Origin of the sequence: Ottowia caeni (assembly GCF_050821495.1) — a bacterium.
Lineage (GTDB): Bacteria > Pseudomonadota > Gammaproteobacteria > Burkholderiales > Burkholderiaceae_C > Ottowia > Ottowia caeni.
Genome location: NZ_CP151080.1, coordinates 4,120,479 through 4,140,216, shown reverse-complemented (window position 1 = coordinate 4,140,216; position 19,738 = coordinate 4,120,479). Strand labels below are relative to the sequence as shown.

Below are 19,738 nucleotides of genomic sequence, written 5' to 3'. Positions count from 1 at the left end.
CCCCTCATCGCGCGTCGCGGTCTTCGGCGCCTAGGAAGTCAAACGGCACCGTTTGCTTCACCAGAATTACCGTGCACGGAGCGTGCATGGCGACCCGTATCGGCACGGTGGCTACAAAGCGCTGCATCTGCAGCCCATGCGTGGCCGCACCCATCACGATCATGCTGACATGATTGGCCTCTGCATAGCGAACGATGGCATCTGCGACGTCGGTGGACTCCAGCACATGGAATGAGGTCTGGTGGCCCGTCAAGTCAAGGCCGGCGGCCCAGTTTTTCAGCATCGCCCGCATGGAGCGGTGCACCGCCGTTTCACTTTTCTCTGCTTCGGTGCTGCTCCCAGGCGCCACCACCGTCACGCAGGCCAGCCGGGCGCCCGGCCGTATGCCGAGCGAGCGGGCTACGGCCTGTTTCAGCGAATACAGCGTGGCGTCGGTCACATCGTGGTGCGGAACAGCGACGAGCAAAATCGGCACCTCCTCGATCTGCCTCGCTGGCAGTGGGCTAGGTCGATACTGCGCCCCTGCGGCGCGGATCCAGCGCTTGAAATGCGTGACGAACCCCGTACCCAGCAAGCGCCGACCACGCTCGGTGACTTCCACTTGATCGGGGTTCGCCAAGTCGAAGGCCAAGTGTGCGGCCGATGGGTATCGGTCCGCCGCAGCTGGTTCCATGCAGCGCAGAATCACTTCCTGCAGCCACTCCGGCAGATCAGGCCGGCGTTTGCGCGGAGGTATGGGGTCAGCCCAGAGCCGCTGTCGCAATCCACCCGTGGTGCTGGGCGCCCCGAACGGCAGCTCACCCGTGGACAGCTCATACAACATCACACCAATCGAAAACACGTCGCTGCGAGGATCTCCCCGAACGCCCACCACCTGTTCAGGTGCCATATAGGCTGGCGAGCCCACAGCCTTGCGCATCTCTTCGGCCAGCAGATCGGGGTAGTGGGCGTGGTAGCTGAGGCCGAAGTCAAGCAGAACGGCTGAAAAACTCGGTGGATGGCTCCCAAACTCCTTGATGATCACATTGGCGGGTTTCAGATCCAGATGCACGGTGTTCTGCTGATGCAGTGCGTGCGCGGCGGTGGCTATGGCCGCACCTAAAGCGGCAATGGTCTCGGGCGGACAGGGGGCGCCGCGCTGCACCTGGTCCAGCCAGTGGTCGAGTGTGCGGCCGCGAACGTACTCCATCACCAGATAGGGGAAGACCGCGATGTCGCCCGCGGCCACCAGGCGTGGCACATGCATGCCATCCACAGCCTGCAAGATCTGGTGCTCCACCTCGAAGCTGACAATGTTCTCAGCGCCATCCCCAGCCGTCATGCGCGGCACCTTCATGACCATCTCGAACGGCACGTCTCGGCCATCGGCATAGGTCACGCGGTAGATCAGTGCCATGCCGCCCTTGTGCAGCATCTCGCCTATACGGAATCCGTCAAGCTCGGCGCCGGGCTGCAAGGAATTCATCTGCCCATCTCCAGCCGATCGGCGAAGAATGGCATCAGATCCGTGGCGCGGATCGCCGCCATGGCGCCTTGTACGTCATAGGCGACGCGGTGGAAGGTCAATTGCTGCGCTACGTCGTCGAACAGTGCGTACATGGCGTCCGGGCGTCCGTCGCGTGGCTGGCCTACCGAACCCACGGTGGCCAGCCACAGCCGATGCCGGGGCACCGGGATCGGTACGCCGGGTGCGGGCGTGAACGGCATCAGCTTGCCCGCCCCGCCCCGGAAGAAAAGCGTTTGCGCATGCACATGACCGCCGAAGACGTAGCGTACGTTCATGTTGCCCACAGGCGGCTCGGTGGCGGCGTCCAGGCTGGCAGCGGCAAGCTCCGGAGTCTCTACATAGCGCCAGTGATCCGGGGCATTGGCACTCGCATGCACCAGCAGAAAGCTGCTTTCGGTGTGCGTCAGCGGCAGACCGGCCAGGAAGCTGCGCTCGTCCGGCGAGAGTTGCTCATGCGTCCACGCGGCGCTGGAGTGGCCCAGGGTCTTATTGTTGTGGGCCAGCGGGGCTGAGGCATACAGATCGTGGTTGCCCTTGATCACGATCGCGCCTCTTTCGCGCATGGCCATCACGCGCTGCACCACTCCCGCCGGTTCGGCTCCATAGCCCACCAGATCGCCCAGAAAGGCGTAGCGCTCGGCGCCAGCTTGCTCGGCATGGGTCAGGCACGCTTCAAGCGCGTGGCGGTTGGCATGCACATCGGCAAATAGAGCGAGCTTCATAACCTGAAAACTGCAGTTGAACGCGCCCTCATCATAAGAGCGATCAGCCCTTGTCAACCGACTCGTCAAACCGACATAGGCGTAGCCGCTACACTGATCGGTTGAATCTGTACCTGCCCTGACGAGATAGCCATGTCCATACCCTCCAGAGTCAAAATCGTTGATGTGGGTCCGCGCGACGGCCTGCAAAATGAAAAGCAACCCGTTCCGGCGGCTGTTAAGGTCGGCCTGGTGCACCGCCTTCAGGAGGCGGGGTTGCGCGATATTGAGGTCACCAGCTTCGTGAGCCCCAAATGGGTGCCGCAAATGGCCGACGCTGCCGAAGTACTGGCTGGCATTGAACGGCGTCCGGGCGTGCGCTACAGCGTGCTCACGCCGAACATGAAGGGCTTCGAAGGGGCGCTGGCCTCGGGTGCCAAAGAGATCGTGGTGTTCGGTGCAGCCAGTGAGGCGTTCAGCCAGAAGAACATCAACTGCTCCATTTCGGAAAGCATCGAACGATTTGCGCCGGTCGTGGAGGCGGCGCGGGCCAACGGCATTTACGTGCGCGGCTCCATGAGTTGTGCCGTGGGTTGCCCCTACGAAGGGGATATTGCGCCCGAACGCGTGGGTTACCTGGCCGGGCTCATGAAGGGCATCGGCGTGCAGCACGTGGGCGTCGCCGACACCATCGGAGTCGGCACTCCTCGCAAGATTCAGCGGGCCATCGAGGAAACCCTCAAGCACTACGACCTGGACGGTGTTTCCGGCCATTTTCACGACACTTATGGCCAAGCACTCGCCAACACCCTGGCCGCGCTGGAGCTAGGCGTGTGGCAGTTCGACGCATCGGTGGCAGGCCTGGGCGGATGTCCGTATGCCAAGGGCGCTACCGGCAACGTCGCGACGGAAGACGTCGTCTACATGCTGCGCGGTATGGATATCGACACCGGCATCGACTTCGACAAGCTCGTCGACGCAGGCGCGTATATCAGTGATTTTCTGCAGCGCAAGCCGAATTCCCGCGCAGCACTGGCGGTGCTGAACAAGAGGGCCGGGTGATGGCGAGCAACCTTCCCGATGGCGTTCGGCGGGTGGCCCAGGCACTGGCCGACGCGGGCCACCCTCACGAGCCTGTCATGCTGGACGACGCCGCGCGAACCGCCCTCCAGGCAGCCGAAGCGCTTGGCGTGGCCGTGGGGCAGATCGCCAAGAGCATCATCTTCCGTCGCAAGGAAGACAATGCGGCTATTTTGGTGATTGCCTCGGGCGACCGGCGTGTCGATGAGAAAAAGTGGCGGCGCTGGTCGGAAAAATAGGTCGAGCGGACGCTGAGTTCGTCAAGGCTCGCACGGGTTTTGCCATTGGCGGTGTGTCGCCGATAGCCCATGCCGAACCGCCCGTGACCCTGATCGATCGCGAGCTGGCACGCTTTACCGAGATCTGGGCGGCTGCTGGTCACCCTCATGGCGTGTTCAAGCTGGCACCTTCTGATCTGGAGCGCCTGACCGGTGCGCCCGTGGCCGATGTGGTGGAGTCCACGTGACCACCTTCACGCGGCGGGTGTATCGCTGATGGTATCCGGCACGGCGCCTTTTACGGACGACCTCGACGCCCTTGCGGCCGAAGCGCAGCAGGCGTGGACGCATGGTCAGCCCTTGCCTTCGCCATGCATCAGAGTGTGCCGGATCGATGCGCACACAGGTTGGTGTGAAGGCTGCTTTCGGCGCCTGGAAGAAATTGGCGACTGGGGCTCTCGCGGCGAAGCGGCGAAGTGGGCCGTCTGGCTGCAGGTTGAACGCCGACGCGGGAACGACGGATCTCGATGAAGGAGAAGAGTAGGCATGAAGCGCATTGATTTCTATCTGGATTTCATCTCGCCCTACGCCTATCTGGCGTTCGAGAAACTGCCGTTGGCGCTGGAGGGCCTCAGCTACGAAGTGGTGTATCGCCCCGTGCTGCTCGGTGCACTGCTGAGGCATCGAGGGCAGCTTGGACCGGCAGAGATTCCCGGCAAGCGGGAGTGGACCTTCCGCCATGTGGAGTGGGTTGCGAAAGCGCAAGGCGTTCCGTTTCAGATGCCTGCCGCGCACCCCTTTAACCCGCTGGGACTCTTGCGCCTCGCAATCGCATGCGGGCATCAAGGCCTTCCGAACCGCTATCAGTGCGAAACCATTCTGCGCCATGTCTGGTGCACAGGTGCCTCCGCAGACGAACCGGCACGGCTGGCTGAACTCACTGCTCAACTGAAACCTTTGCGCAATCCGGCGAGTGACGAAGTCAAGAACGAGTTGAAAGCCGCCACCGAGTCCGCCATCTCCGCGGGCCTCTTCGGTGTGCCAAGCCTGATGGTGGACGGTCAGTTGTTCTGGGGCTTCGAGTCCCTACCCATGCTAAGAGAACACCTTGTCGGTGAGGCTGACACACAAAGCTCTGGTGATTAAGTGTCCCCGTAATTGGGCTGACGCAGGAAGCCCAAAAAGCACCAGACGAGCCAAAATGCAGGTGTGCAGGATGACCCTCGTAGGTTGGGCTGACGAAGGAAGCCCAACAAGCAGCGGTAGATTCAGCGCTTGGCGTGTTAAGCCGACAGACACACAGCTCGACGGGTGCCAAATAATGCACCCCTTTCAGTTTCCCTTTGCCTGCGCGCAAACCTCAATACATGTATTACCGACGCGCCCGAGTGCAGGGCGCAACTTACTTCTTCACGGTCAATCTCGCGGATCGAAGCTCGGATGCCCTGGTTCGGAACATTGGCGCGTTGCGAGAGAGCATGGCCTCCGTAAAGGCCACGCATCCGTTTTCACTGGTGGCCATGGTGGTGCTGCCAGATCACTTGCACACCATCTGGCGTTTGCCGGAGAACGATGCAAACTATTCGGTGCGCTGGTCACTGCTGAAAGCGGGTTTCTCGCGGCGCATTGAGAAAACCGAATCCATTGCGCCGAGCCGAGCCTTAAAACGTGAACGCGGTCTGTGGCAGCGCCGATTTTGGGAGCATCAAATCAAAGACGAAGACGACTTGGCGCGTCACATCGACTACATCCATTACAACCCTGTGAAGCATGGTTGGTCTGATAGCCCTGTGGCATGGCCACATACCACTTTGCATGGTTACATCGCGCGTGGATTGCTGCCGGAAAATTGGGGAGGCTGCGGCGGTGACGAATCAGTTGAGCGTGGGAAACGATAAGCTACCTGTTGGGCTTCCTTCGTCAGCCCAACCTACCAGGCACGCTCAGTCATCAGCCAGATAGGTTGGGCTGACGCGGGAAGCCCAACAAGCACCAGACCAGCCAGGATCTAGGTTTCCAAGGGCGTCCCCGTAGGTTGGGCTGACGAAGGAAGCCCAACAAGCAGCGTTAGATCAAATGCACCGCCTGTTGATCCGGCGCACGGTGGCCACAACCAATCCAACCAGTTCTGTCGCGTCGCGGATGCATCTGTAATGCCGACCATTGGACATTTTTTATAGGTACTTTCCCGAACGAAAAAAGCCCCGCCCGCGCCGAAATTTCATATCGAAAAAAATAACGTCAGGGTAATCACTGATTTAGTGGGGTTGCGATCGCGCGCCTTCACGTTGAACTCGAAAGCCGTCAGAAAAAAGTCAGGTACTGGTTTCACATTTGCGGTGCGACAACCCGTTTTCACCCAAGACTTTCAATAGGAGACAGCGTATGGCAACTACAGCCGCACGGCCCATGAGCGCGGAGGAGAGGAAAGTTATTTTTGCCTCCTCGCTGGGCACCGTATTCGAGTGGTACGACTTCTATCTTTACGGCTCTCTGGCGGCCATCATCGCCAAGCAGTTCTTTGCGGGCCTTGACCCAACCTCAGCCTTCATTTTTGCGTTGTTCGCTTTTGCGGCCGGCTTCATTGTGCGCCCCTTCGGTGCACTGTTCTTCGGCCGCCTCGGCGACATGATCGGGCGCAAGTACACCTTCCTGGTCACCATTCTCATCATGGGCCTGTCGACCTTTGTCGTCGGCTTGCTGCCCAACTACGCCTCGATCGGCGTCATGGCGCCGGTCATCCTGATCATCCTGCGCATGCTGCAAGGCTTGGCGCTCGGCGGAGAGTACGGCGGTGCCGCCACTTACGTGGCTGAGCATGCGCCGCACGGCAAGCGCGGAGCCTACACCTCCTGGATTCAGACCACAGCCACCCTGGGCCTGTTTCTCTCGTTGATCGTCATTTTGCTCACGCGCAACATCGTCGGTGAAGAGGCTTTCGCCGCCTGGGGCTGGCGCATTCCGTTCCTGATTTCCATCGCGCTGCTGGCCGTGTCCGTGTGGATTCGCCTCACCATGAACGAATCTCCAGCGTTCCAGAAAATGAAGTCCGAGGGCAAGACCTCCAAGGCTCCGCTGACCGAGTCCTTCGGCGAATGGAAGAACCTGAAGATCGTCCTGCTGGCGCTGTTCGGTCTGGTGGCTGGCCAGGCGGTGGTCTGGTACACGGGCCAGTTCTACGCACTGTTCTTCCTGCAGAGCGTGCTGAAGGTTGATCCTTCCACCGCCAACATCATGATCGCCATCGCGCTCCTGATTGGCACGCCGTTCTTCGTGATTTTCGGCTCGCTCTCTGACAAGATCGGTCGCAAGCCCATCATCCTGGCTGGTTTGCTGTTGGCGGTGCTCACCTACTTCCCGCTCTTCAAGGGGCTGACTCAGGCCACCAACCCCGCATTGGCAGCAGCGCAAGCGTCCAACCAGGTCATCGTGACGGCTATTCCTTCGGAGTGCTCGTTCGGCGGCAACCCTGTGGCGCGCGACATCGATTTCCGCACCTCTTGCGACATCGCCAAGCGCTTCCTGGCAGCCAACGCGGTGAGCTACGAAAACGCGGTCGGTACAGGCCCAGCCGTGGTCAAAATTGGGGACAAGGAAATTGTTGCGCCTGCCGGCAACGTGGTGGGGGGCAAGTTCGACGAAACCAGCGCCGCTGCCATCGCCGCGTTCAAGAAGGAAGTGGCAGACACCTTGAAGGCGGACGGTTACCCCGCCAAGGCGGACCCGGCACAGATGAACAAGCCGCTGATGATCGCCATCCTCACGCTGCTCGTGATCTACGTGACCATGGTCTACGGCCCCATTGCCGCGGCGCTCGTGGAAATGTTCCCCACACGCATTCGCTACACCTCCATGAGTTTGCCGTATCACATCGGCAACGGGTGGTTCGGCGGCATGCTGCCCACCATTTCCTTCGCCATGGTGGCTTCCAACGGGAACATGTACTACGGCCTCTGGTACCCGATCGTGATCGCAGCCATCACTTTCATTATCGGCCTGCTGTTCGTGCGCGAAACCAAGGATGTAGACATCTACGCATCTGATTAACCGATTCTGCACTGCACAAAAACCGCCCTCGGGCGGTTTTTGCGTTTAGAACAGGCTCCTAGAGCAAGGTTAACGGCTGGAGCATAGAATTTCTGGCCTTCACCCGCCGGACCCCGCCTTATGTCTTCTCCGCTGATCCGCATTCGCGGCGCACGCCAGCACAATCTGAAGAATCTTGACCTCGACATTCGCACAGGCGAGTTGACGGTAGTTACCGGTCCCAGCGGCTCGGGCAAGTCGAGCCTTGTGTTCGATACGCTCTACGCCGAAGGGCAGCGGCGCTACGTGGAAACCTTCAGCGCCTACGCCCGTCAGTTCCTGGACCGCATGGACAAGCCTGCGGTGGACCGGGTAGAGGGCGTGCCGCCGGCCATCGCCATTGACCAGACCAACCCCGTGCGCAGCTCGCGCTCCACGGTCGGCACCATGACGGAGCTGAACGACCATCTGAAGCTGCTTTTCGCGCGAGCGGGTCAGTTGTTCGACAAGCAGACGGCGCAGCCTGTGCGGCACGACACGCCGGAAACGATTGCTGCCACCTTGGCCGAGCGCGCGGCTGCCCAAGGTGATCCGCGCCTGGTGCTGACCTTCCCCGTGGAGCTGCCTGGCGGCACCACCAGGGAGGAAATCGAACAATGGCTATCAGCCAGCGGCTTTACCAAAGTGCAGACTGAGCGTGAGGTGCCCGCATCCGGCGGGGGCACCAACAAGATCCTCGACGTGGTGGCTGATCGCTTCCGCATCGCCAATGCCGAGAGTGCACGGGTGATCGAAGCGATAGAGGTGGCGCTGCATCGCGGCGCAGGGCGTTTGAACGTTTATGCCCTTCGGGAAGAGGGTGAGCCCGAACTTTGGCGCTTCTCTACCGGCCTGCATTGCCCCGAAAGCGATCTGCGTTACCGAGAGCCGATCCCTTCCATGTTCTCCTTCAATTCCGCCGTGGGCGCGTGCGAGAGCTGCAGGGGTTCGGTCGCGTGATTGGTGTTGACTGGGGGTTGGTGATTCCGGACCATCGCCTCACCTTGCGCGCTGGGGCCATCAAGCCGATTCAGACCCCCGCTTGGTCCGAGTGTCAGGACGATCTCTTGCGTCACGCCGAAACCGCGGGCATCCCGCGCGACACGCCGTGGAGCAAACTCACGCCCGAACAGCGGGACTGGGTGATTGAAGGCACGCCGAACTTCAAGGAAGGCAACTGGAATAAGCAGTGGTACGGCATTCGCCGCTTCTTCAAATATCTGGAGAGCAAAGCGTACAAAATGCACATCCGGGTGCTGCTGTCCAAATACCGCAGCTACACCACTTGTCCAGACTGCGGTGGTGCGCGGCTGGAATTGGAGAGCATGCTGTGGCGTGTGGGTAGCAAGGACCAGGCGGATGCCGTTCTGGCACCAAGCCAGCGCTTCCTGCCCGTAGGTGCCGCATGGTCCCGCGAGCAACTTGAGGCCCTGCCCGGGCTTTGCCTGCACGACTTGATGCTGATGCCCATTGAGCGTTTGCGTCGATTCTTCGTAGGTTGGGTTGGCGAAGCAGGCATCACGTTCGGTGGTGATGTGGAAGCGCCGAATGTCGGGCTTCGCTCCGCTCAACCCAACCTGCAGAATTCGAAAAGCAGTCCGCCCAACGCCAACGCCCAGGCACTCAAGCTCATTCTGGAGGAAGTGCAGACACGCCTGAAGTATCTTTGCGACGTCGGCATAGGCTACCTTACCCTGGATCGCCAGAGCCGCACGCTCAGCGGAGGCGAGGTGCAACGCATCAACCTCACCACGGCATTGGGAACATCGCTGGTCAATACCTTGTTCGTGCTGGATGAACCCAGCATTGGTCTGCACCCGCGCGACATGGATCGCATCACGCAGGCCATGCAGCGGTTGAAGAATGCGGGCAACACCCTCGTGGTGGTCGAGCACGACCCCGCCGTGATGCTCGCGGCCGACAGAGTGCTCGACTTCGGGCCGGGCCCCGGCGTGCAGGGTGGACGCATCGTCTTCGACGGCACCCCCGACGAACTGCGCCGTGCTGACACGCTGACCGGTGCTTACCTGGGCGGCCGGAAGTCCATTGGCATGAGTTCGGGTCGCCCGGTGGTAGACAACACTCCCAGGCTGATCCTGGAAGGCGCCACCCAGCACAACCTCAAGAATCTCTCGGTAGAGTTTCCGTTGCGAAGCCTGGTGACTGTCACCGGTGTCTCGGGTTCCGGCAAATCTACGCTGATCCAGGACATCCTCGCGCCAGCGCTGCTGCGGCATTTTGGCAAGGCTACCGAATCGCCCGGCGCGCACGAGCGCCTTCTTGGCGCCGATTATTTGAGCGAGGTGGTCTTCGTCGACCAGTCACCTATCGGCAAGACCGCGCGCTCGAACCCGGCCAGTTATGTCGGCGCGTGGGACGCCATTCGAGCCTTGTTTGCAGATGCACCGCTGTCGCGCCAGCGCAGCTACACCGCCGCCAAGTTCAGTTTCAATTCCGGCGATGGCCGCTGCCCCACCTGTGGCGGCTCAGGCTTCGAGCATGTGGAGATGCAGTTTCTCAGCGACGTCTACCTGCGCTGCCCTGATTGTGATGGCAAACGCTATCGGCCCGAGATTCTTGAAGTTGCCATAGAGCGCCACGCTGTTGGTGAGCCACATGCGAGGTACCTCAATGTGGCTGATGTGCTGGACCTCACCGTGGCCGAAGCCGCTCGGCTTTTTGCACGCGACCGCGAAGTCGTCCGCGTGCTGCAGCCTCTGGTCGACGTGGGCCTGGACTACGTCAAGCTTGGTCAACCGGTGCCCACGCTCAGCGGAGGCGAGGCTCAGCGGCTCAAGCTTGCGGGATTTCTCGCTGAAGCGGCCAAGGGAACCACGGCCAGCAAGCAGCCCAAGGCCACCAAGGGTACTCTGTTCCTCTTCGATGAGCCGACCACCGGACTGCACTTCGACGACATCGCCAAGCTCATGCGCGCGTTCCGGAAACTGCTTGAGGCGGGCCATTCGCTCATCGTGATCGAGCACAACCTCGATGTCATGCGAGCCAGCGACTGGCTCATTGACCTGGGCCCGGAGGGTGGTGATGCCGGCGGCGAGTTGGTGGCGCAAGGCACCCCCGCTGATGTGGCGCGCAACCCCGTTTCCCATACAGGCGCCGCATTGCGCGAGTATGAGCAGATCAACGCGCCGGGCGCAACCATGCTTGCGCAGGAAGCGGTACCTGGATACACAGCTCCTGTGCCCAAGGTTGAGCGTTCAAACCAGATCGAGATCGTTCATGCCCGCGAACACAACCTGAAGAACATCAGCGTGGAGATTCCGCGCGGCAAGTTCAACGTGATCACCGGGGTGTCTGGCTCCGGCAAGTCCACGCTGGCCTTCGATATTCTGTTCAACGAAGGGCAACGGCGTTATCTCGAATCTCTCAATGCCTATGCGCGCAGCATTGTGCAGCCTGCGGGCCGGCCGGAGGTAGACGCGGTGTACGGCATTCCCCCCACGGTGGCCATCGAGCAGCGCCTGTCGCGCGGGGGCGAAAGAGCACGGTCGGCACCACCACCGAAGTGTGGCATTTCCTGCGACTGCTGTACGTCAAACTGGGGGTGCAGCACTGCATTCATGATGGTGCCGCGGTTCAGCCGCAGACGCCTGAGCGCATCGCAGCGCAGATCATGACCCGATACCGCCATCAGACCATTGGCCTGCTGGCGCCCCTTGTGGTGGGGCGCAAAGGTGTGTACACCGAACTGGCCGACTGGGCCAGGCCGCGCGGCTTCACCCACTTGCGCGTTGACGGCGAGTTTCTTCCCACAACTGGATTTCCAAGGATCGACCGATTCAAGGAGCACACGATCGAATTGCCGGTCATGAGCCTGCTGGTCACGCCCGCACAGGAGGGGCTCCTGCGCGAATCACTCGCGCGGGCGCTGGAGCACGGAAAGGGAGTGGTGCATGTGCTGAGCGAACTCGATGGTTTGAGCGCCGCAATGCAAGCTGGCGACCCGACCGCGAACATCGGGCGCCTGGAGGCTTTTTCGACCACCCGTGCCTGCCCGGTGTGTTCCACGAGCTATGCCGAGTTGGATCCCCGCCTGTTCAGCTACAACAGCAAGCACGGATGGTGCCCTGATTGCGTGGGCACCGGGGTCAAGCTGACCAAGGAACAGCGCAAGGTGCTTGACGATTCCGTCATGGCTGATGATCAGAAGGGGCGTGAGCAAACCTTTGCCGAGCCAGAAGTTGACGATGTGGGCGACGTGGTTTGCCCGAGTTGCCAAGGGACTCGATTGAACCCCGTGGCGCGCGCGGTGCTGCTGGAGATGGCTGCGCCGCCAGACGCCGAGCAGCAAGCAATTGCTTCTCCCAACTCTGGGTTGAGGGAAAAGAGCCAGGGCGTCGGTATTACGCACCTTGCGCACCTCAGCGTACGCGACCTGCGCGGCTGGCTGGAGAACCTTCACCTCACTGGCCGAGACGCCGACATCGCCCGCGACCTGGTTCCTGAAATCAAGAGCCGCCTGGATTTTCTGGAGCAGGTCGGCCTCGGCTACCTCACCCTGGACCGCGGCGCCCCCACGCTCAGCGGCGGTGAAGCCCAGCGCATTCGCCTGGCCGCGCAACTGGGCAGTAACCTGCAGGGGGTGTGCTACGTGCTTGACGAGCCCACCATTGGTCTGCACGCCCGCGACAACCGAATTCTGTTGAACGCCCTGCAAACCCTGAGCGACAAGGGCAATACGCTGGTCGTTGTAGAGCACGACGAAGACACCATTCGCCAGGCCGAGCACCTGATCGACATCGGCCCCGGCGCGGGCGTGCGTGGTGGCCATCTGGTGGCACAGGGCAGCGCGGCGGATCTTGAGGCGGCCCCGGACTCCGCCACAGGCCGTTACCTGCGCGACGCCATGCGCCACCCCATGCACCCCCGCCGTTTAGTTGAAATTGGAACTGCTGCTGAGGGCACGCTGTGGGTTCAAGGCGCACACCTGCACAACCTGCAGAACATAGACATGGCCATGCCGCTCCAGCGCCTGGTGGCGGTGACGGGCGTCAGCGGCTCCGGCAAATCGACGCTGGCGCGCGACGTGCTGCTCGCGAACGTGGCGGCCTGGGTAGGCCAACGCGCCACGAAAGCCGGCCGCGAAGCCATGGACTCTGGCCAAGCACCCGCACTGGCTGGTTGCACGGGCCTGCGCGGCTTCGAGAAAATCGACCGCGTGCTAGAGGTGGATCAGACTCCCATCGGCAAAACGCCCCGCTCGTGCCCCGCCACCTACATAGGCTTCTGGGATACCGTGCGCAAGCTGTTTGCCGAGACACTGGAGGCGCGGGCGCGCGGCTACGGCCCTGCGCGGTTCAGCTTCAACACGGGCGAAGGGCGTTGCCCGGGATGCGAAGGACAGGGCATGCGAACCATTGGCATGAGCTTCCTGCCCGATGTCAAGGTATTGTGCGAGGTGTGCCATGGCGCCCGCTTCAACCCGGAAACACTGGCCGTCACCTGGCGAGGCAAGACCATCGGCGACGTGCTACAGATGGAGGTGGACGAGGCCGTCGGGTTCTTCAGCAGCATGCCCAACATTGCGCATCCGCTGCAGTTGCTCAAGGATGTGGGCCTGGGCTACCTGACGCTGGGTCAACCTTCGCCCACGCTCTCCGGCGGGGAGGCGCAGCGCATCAAGTTGGTCACGGAGTTGTCGAAGGTTCGGGATGACGTCACCAAGAGGGGGCAAAAAGCTCCGCACACTCTTTATGTGCTGGACGAGCCCACCGTTGGCCTGCACATGCAGGATGTGGAAAAGCTCATCCATGTGCTGCATCGGCTGGTCAATGGCGGTCACAGCGTGCTGGTGATCGAGCACGACCTTGACTTGATCGCCGAGGCAGACTGGATCATCGACCTCGGTCCCGAAGGTGGCGATGCTGGCGGGCGGCTGGTGGCGGCAGGCACACCGGAAGAGGTTGTCGTCGCCGGCACCCACACCGGGCAGGCACTGGCGCGGGTCCTAGCGCGTCCGCCACGATAACCATGGTGTTCAATTTGCAACAAAAGGAACAAATTTCCGACTTGGGCATCGTACTAGTCGTTCGCTGGGGCCAAGTCCTCGTCAAATATATGTATCGTTAACAAATGTTGTTGCGGCCGCTGCTGCGTGGAGGTCCGGACTCGTTCGGAATCGGGGCTTTGACGTGCTGCTTTACAAAACATCAACATTTCGCCTCAACAATAAGAACGTGTTCACGATCTCCTGATTGCCGATGATGCTGTTCAACCCGACCAATCGATCCCCCCGAGTTTCCCTTTTTCCGCGAGGGGCGGCGCTTGGGCGGCGCTGGCGCTGGCATCGATCACGATAGCTGGCTGCTCCAAAGAGGCTCCTCCGCCCAAGGCCGAGGCTCCCCCCTCAGGTAGGCGTGGTGGTGCTGAAGAAGCAGAGCCAGTTGCTGGGGGATACCCTGCCCGGACGAACAGCCGCCTTCCTAAGCGCCGAAGTGCGGCCCCAGGTTAGCGGCATTGTGCAAAAGCGCCTCTTCACCGAGGGTGCATTGGTCAAGCAAGGTCAGCCACTCTATCAACTTGATTCCGCCAGTCTGAGTGCTGTCGAGGCCAGCGCCAAGGCCGTGCTGGCCAAGGTCGAAACCAGCCAGCGCACACTGGAAGCGACCGCTCGTCGAAATGCGGAGCTGGTAAAAATAACGGCCATCAGCCAGCAGGCCTTTGAGGAGAGTCAGGCAGCCGCCAAGCAGGCAGCTGCCGACGTCGCGGTCGCCAAAGCCAACCTGGAGTCCGCCCGCATCAACCTGCGCTACAGCCGCATCGAAGCGCCGATTTCGGGGCGCATCAGCATGTCCAACGTGACGCCCGGTGCTCTGGTGACCGCCAATCAGACCACGCCGCTCACCGCCATCGTGCAAATGGACCCGATGTATGTCGATTTCACGCAGACCACGTCAGAGTTGCTCAGACTGAGGAACGAACTGGCCGCTGGCCGCTACCAGAAGCTTCAAGGGGAAGAGGTTTCGGTGCGCATTGCCCTGGAGGACGGAAGCAATTACCCCCACGAGGGCAAACTGCGGTTCTCCGGCCTGATCGTCAACCCCACCATGGGAACCGTGACATTGCGCGCCGTGGTTCCTAACCCGGAGGGCACGCTCATGCCCGGCATGTTCGTGCAAGCCAAGTTGCCCACGGCGCTGGCACCAGACGCCATTCTCCTGCCGCAGCGCTCCGTCTCGCTCGATCTTACGGGGCGCCCCAGCGTTCTGGTTGTGAAGGAGGACAGCACCGTTGAGAAGCGACCGGTGCAGTTGGGCCGGGCCATTGCCAGCGACTGGCTTGTCGAGACCGGTCTGGAAGACGGCGAGCGTGTGGTGATAGATGGCTTCCAGCGAATCAAGCCGGGAGACAAGGTGAAGCCGGTAGAGGTAAGCGGTGCGCCAAAGGACGGCAAGAAAGTGGACCCTCAGGCGGCTGCGGCTGCGCTACGTGCGGCCGTCGAGAACAAATAAGCCAAGAGTCCTTATTCCATGGCCCAGTTCTTCATCAATAGGCCCATCTTTGCATGGGTCATCGCCATCGTCATCATGCTTGCGGGGGCGCTGTCCATTTCAGGGCTGCCGCTTGAGCAGTATCCCGATATTGCACCACCCCGTGTGACCATTGGCGCCCAGTACACCGGCGCCTCCGCCGAAACTGTCGAAAACTCGGTCATCCAGATCATCGAGCAACAACTCAAGGGCATCGACAACATGCTCTACATGAGTTCAACCTCAGATGCGTCGGGCCGTGCCAGAACGACACTCACTTTTGCGCCAGGTACCGACATCGACGTGGCGCAGGTGCAGGTTCAGAACAAGTTGCAGGCGGCCATGAACCGCCTGCCCGAGGCCGTGAAGAGCCGCGGCGTGTTTGTGAACAAAGGTGGCCAGGATTTCCTGGTGACCTACAGCTTCTATTCCACCGACCCTTCCATGAGTCAGGTGGATATTGGCGACTATCTGAACGCCAATCTGGTCGACGTGATCGGTCGGATCGACGGCGTGGGTGACGTCAACGTATTTGGCACCAGCTACGCAATGCGCATCTGGATGGATCCCGCGCTGATGCAAAAATACGCATTGATGCCCTCCGAGCTGATCAGTGCGCTCAATGCGCAGAATGCCCAGGTTTCGGCCGGTCAGCTGGGCGCGTTGCCTGCCGTGACGAACCAGCAGCTCAATGCCACGATCACCGCGCGCACCAAGCTGCAGACGGTGGAAGAATTCGAAAATGTCGTGCTCAAGGCCTCACCTGATGGCTCGATCGTGACGATCAAAGACGTGGCACGCGTGGAACTTGGCGCCGACAACCTCACTGTGAAATCCAAGCTCAATGGCATGGTGGGGGCCGGCATGGGCATTGTGTTGGCCGATGGCGCCAACGCCATGCAGGTTTCGGACGATGTGGCCGCCAAACTGGCCGAGCTCAAACCGTTTTTTCCCAACGAGATCAATTATTTCGTCAGTTCGGACTCCACACCATTCGTGCGCGCTTCCATTCGCGAGGTGGTGGCGGCGTTGGCTGAGGCGATGATCCTGGTGGTCATCGTGATGTTTGTCTTCCTGCAGAACTTTCGTGCCACCCTGATCCCGGCCATCGCCGTGCCCGTGGTGCTGCTGGGTACCTTCGGGGTCTTGGCCGCCGCGGGGTACTCCATCAATACACTCACCATGTTCGCCATGGTGCTGGCCATCGGCTTGCTGGTGGACGACGCCATTGTCGTTGTGGAAAACGTCGAACGCGTCATGCATGAGACCGGTCTGTCGGCCAAGGAAGCCACCAGGCAGTCGATGCGGGAGATCACACCGGCGCTGGTGGGTATTGGCGTGACGCTTTCTGCCGTGTTCGTTCCCATGGCTTTCTTTGGCGGATCCACGGGGGTCATCTATCGTCAGTTCTCGATCACCATCGTGGCGGCCATGGCGTTTTCGGTGTTCGTGGCGCTTACTCTCACGCCCGCGCTGTGCGCCACCATTTTGAAGCCGCCGGCGCACATGGACCCGCATGCTGCCCCGCGTCGTGGCCTCCTGGGCCTGAATGACCGATTTTTCCGCTGGTTCAACCGCGGCTTCGATGCCACGGCAGACCGCTATCAGAGGGGGTGCGCTGGGAGCTTCATCGTGCCAAACGCATGATGCTGGTGTTCCTGGCGGTCCTGGCAGCGGTGTGGCTGCTGGTCAGCCGCTTGCCGACCTCGTTCCTGCCAGTGGAAGATCAAGGGTACATCACGGTCAACGTCAACCTGCCTGCGGGTGCGGCGGACGCCCGCCTGCAGGAAGTCCTGGATGAGGTCCGCGAATACTTCTCCAAGCAGCCAGATGTGATCAGCTTCAACCAGGTGTCAGGTTTGAGTGGCGACCAGAGCTCGGCGCGTGGGTTTGTGCGTCTCAAGCCTTGGGATCAGCGCACGCGTCCTGAGCAGGCAGCCGCCGCCATCGCGCACAAGGCGACGCGCGACATGGGGGCGATTCGGGACGCCCGCATCTTCGTGAACATGCCCCCTGCCGTGCGCGGCCTGGGCGCGACGGCCGGCTTCAACTTCATGCTCAAGGACCTGAATGGCCTGGGGCACGAGGCTTTGCTGGCTGCCAAGGATAAATTCCTGGCCGAGGCTCGCAAGCGCCCAGAACTCACCGGCCTGCGCACCACGAACCTGGACGATGCTTCCGAGTTGAGGCTGGCCATTGACGACCGGAAAGCCGCTGCGCTGAACCTGTCCTACGCAGACATCAACAGCGTGCTCTCCAGCGCCATGGGCGGCACGTACGTGAATGACTTCCTGAACAACAGCCGCGTCAAGCGCGTATACATCCAGGGTGATGCGCCGCACCGCATGCTGCCGCAAGACATTGGCAAATGGACGGTGCGCAACAAAAATGGCGAAATGGTGCCCTTCAGCGCCTTCTCCAGCACCTACTGGGACTACGGCTCACCCCAGCTATTGCGATACAACGGCGCGCCTGCATATGAAATGGTGGGCAATGCAGCCCCAGGCGTGAGCTCCGGGCTGGCCATGCAGATTGTGGAAGACATCCTCAAGGACATGCCCAACGGCATTGGCTTCGAGTGGACGGGCGCATCGCTGCAAGAACGACAGTCCGGCGCGCAAGCACCCTTGCTTTACGCCATTTCGATCTTGTTCGTTTTCCTGTGTCTGGCCGCCTTGTATGAGAGCTGGACGGTGCCGTTATCGGTCATGCTGGCCGTGCCTCTCGGTGTGGTCGGTGCCCTGCTGGCGACCTACACCCGCGGGCTGACGAACGACGTCTATTTCCAGGTTGGACTGCTGACGACGGTGGGCCTGGCCTCCAAGAACGCCATCCTGATCGTGGAATTTGCGGTGCAGTTGCAAGAGCGCGGCAAGGACATTTTCGAGGCCACGGTGCAGGCCGTTCGTATTCGGTTGCGTCCTATCCTGATGACTTCCCTGGCATTTGGTTTTGGCGTGCTGCCTCTGGCGGTGGGTACCGGTGCCGGCGCGGGTGGTCGTAACGCCATAGGCACTGCCGTGTTGGGTGGCATGGCGGCTTCCACGGTGCTGGGCCTCTTCCTGGTACCTGTGTTCTTCCTGCTGGTGCGCAGTTGGTTCAAGAGCCGCACCTCGCGCGTTGAAAGCGACAGCGTTGCCCAAGCCACCCCCACTCAGATCCCTGCGGCATGAAAAGATACTTGACCCTTCGGCCCATCACAGTGGCGGCCGCACTGATGGCGGGCTTTCTTTCCGCGTGCAACGTGGCGCCCAAGTATGAGCAGCCTCCACTCGCGGTGCCAGACACCATCTCTGCGCAAGCAGGTACTCCCATGGTTGCCAACGAAGCCGGTCTGGTCTTCGCGCAGGCCCAGAGGTGGATTCGCGACGCCCAGCTGCGACAAGTGGTGGCGCTGGCTATCAGCCACAACCGCGACCTGCGCGTGGCTATTGAAAACATAGAGAAGGCGCGCGCGCAGTACGGCATTACGCGTGCTGATCTGCTGCCCACCGTGAACACTCAAGCCCAGGGTTCGCGCACCCGCACCGCAGAGGATCTCAGCAGTTCCGGTCGGGCCAACATTGCCAGCCAATACACCGCGCAGCTGGGCTTTACCAGTTACGAGATCGATTTCTGGGGCCGGGTGCGCAGCCTCAATGAGGCAGCCTTGCAGGCCTTCCTGCAATCCGAGAGCAATCAAGCCAATGTGCAGATCGCCCTGGTGGCTGAGGTTAGCAATGCGTGGCTCACACTGGCTGCCGACCTGGCGCGCTTGCAGCTGGCGAAGGACACCTTGGCTGCTCGGGAAAAGTCCTATGAGCTGACCAAGCGCATCTTCGACATCGGCTCCACTTCAGGCCTGGTGCTGGCACAAAATCTGTCGACCGTCGAGACCGCGCGTGGCGATGTCGCCGCCTTCACCTCTCAGGTGGAGCGCAGCCGCAATGCCCTGCAATTGCTGACAGGCGGTCCGGTGTCCGAATCGCTGTTGCCTACCCGGAGCACTCTGACCATGCGCGGAGGCGAGGCAACCACTTTGTTGCCCGTGCCTGAAAGCCTGCCCTCCACCTTGCTGCTCGAGCGCCCGGATCTTCAGGCTTCAGAGCGCAACTTGCGCGCCATGAACGCCAATGTGGCGCTGCGCGCGCGGCCATGTTCCCCACCATCTCGCTGACCAGCAGCGTGGGAACGGGCAGCAACGAGCTGAGTGGCTTGTTCGGAAGCGGCAACTCGACCTGGAGCTTTGTTCCGCAAATCCGGTTACCCATTTTTGACTCCGGGCGCTTGCGTGCCGGCGTGGAAGTGGCCGAATCCAATCAGCGAATTGCGCTGGCACAGTACGACAAAGCCGTGCAAACCGCTTTCAAGGAAGTGGCAGATGTTCTGGCCGACCGTGCGCAGTGGGCAGAGCGCTTGCGCGCCCAGGAAGCCATGGTTCAGGCTACGCAGAAAGCCTTCGATCTTTCCGAGGCCCGCTTCCAGGCAGGCGTGGACAACTACCTGACCGTGCTGGACGCCCAGCGCAGCCTGTACGCCGCCCAGCAGACCTTGCTCACCCTTCGTCTGGCCGAGCAGGTCAACCGTGTGACGCTCTGGAAAGTGCTGGGTGGCAGAGAGGCCGCCGTGCAGTCGTGATCCTCCATCAGAAATGACCTGACGCGCCGACCGCCCCCTGGGGCCGCCAAGCTCCAGCTTGGC

At 61.4% G+C, this 19,738-nt stretch carries 8 protein-coding genes and 4 pseudogenes; 10 read left to right on the top strand and 2 right to left on the bottom strand.

Translation table 11 applies throughout. From position 1 onward, the window contains the following. Positions 1–4: 4 nt before the first annotated feature. The gene (locus AAAK34_RS19405) at positions 5–1,465 is read right to left on the bottom strand and encodes a bifunctional serine/threonine-protein kinase/universal stress protein (RefSeq protein ID WP_231694591.1); all 1,461 of its coding nucleotides are present in this window, start codon (positions 1,463–1,465) and stop codon (positions 5–7) included. Beyond that, on the bottom strand, positions 1,462–2,229 hold the full coding sequence (locus AAAK34_RS19400; RefSeq protein ID WP_231694592.1) for a metallophosphoesterase family protein: 768 nt from the start codon (positions 2,227–2,229) through the stop codon (positions 1,462–1,464). Before AAAK34_RS19400 ends, AAAK34_RS19405 begins: the two co-directional genes overlap by 4 nt. 132 nt (positions 2,230–2,361) lie before the next feature. On the opposite strand from AAAK34_RS19400, the gene AAAK34_RS19395 reads away from it, so the two are divergent. The 10 genes and pseudogenes from AAAK34_RS19395 (at position 2,362) to AAAK34_RS19350 (ending at position 19,675) form a co-directional block, all read left to right on the top strand. Continuing rightward, a complete protein-coding gene (locus AAAK34_RS19395) occupies positions 2,362–3,270 on the top strand; it encodes a hydroxymethylglutaryl-CoA lyase (RefSeq protein WP_231694593.1) in 909 nt (302 codons plus the stop codon). Continuing rightward, positions 3,270–3,754 (top strand): annotated as a pseudogene (locus tag AAAK34_RS19390) (YbaK/EbsC family protein). Before AAAK34_RS19395 ends, AAAK34_RS19390 begins: the two are co-directional and overlap by 1 nt. 28 nt (positions 3,755–3,782) lie before the next feature. Further along, entirely contained in the window at positions 3,783–4,037 is a 255-nt protein-coding gene (locus AAAK34_RS19385; protein ID WP_431777574.1) for a DUF1289 domain-containing protein, read from the top strand. A 15-nt stretch (positions 4,038–4,052) separates the two neighbouring features. Then, positions 4,053–4,652 (top strand): 2-hydroxychromene-2-carboxylate isomerase, encoded by a 600-nt coding sequence (locus AAAK34_RS19380; RefSeq protein WP_231694595.1) that lies wholly within the window; start codon positions 4,053–4,055, stop codon positions 4,650–4,652. 221 nt (positions 4,653–4,873) lie between these two features. Next, positions 4,874–5,404 (top strand): REP-associated tyrosine transposase, encoded by a 531-nt coding sequence (locus AAAK34_RS19375; RefSeq protein WP_231694596.1) that lies wholly within the window; start codon positions 4,874–4,876, stop codon positions 5,402–5,404. Positions 5,405–5,891: 487 nt separating this feature from the next. Further along, on the top strand, positions 5,892–7,553 hold the full coding sequence (locus tag AAAK34_RS19370; RefSeq protein WP_231694597.1) for an MFS transporter: 1,662 nt from the start codon (positions 5,892–5,894) through the stop codon (positions 7,551–7,553). 120 nt (positions 7,554–7,673) lie between these two features. Beyond that, positions 7,674–13,557: pseudogene (uvrA, locus tag AAAK34_RS19365) on the top strand (excinuclease ABC subunit UvrA). Positions 13,558–13,951: 394 nt separating this feature from the next. Beyond that, complete coding sequence (locus AAAK34_RS19360) at positions 13,952–15,040, top strand: efflux RND transporter periplasmic adaptor subunit (RefSeq protein ID WP_431777573.1); 1,089 nt, start codon at positions 13,952–13,954, stop codon at positions 15,038–15,040. Between the two features lie 18 nt (positions 15,041–15,058). Next, positions 15,059–18,231 (top strand): annotated as a pseudogene (locus tag AAAK34_RS19355) (efflux RND transporter permease subunit). Further along, positions 18,228–19,675 (top strand): annotated as a pseudogene (locus AAAK34_RS19350) (efflux transporter outer membrane subunit). The pseudogenes AAAK34_RS19355 and AAAK34_RS19350 overlap by 4 nt, the downstream one beginning before the upstream one ends. Positions 19,676–19,738: the final 63 nt, after the last annotated feature.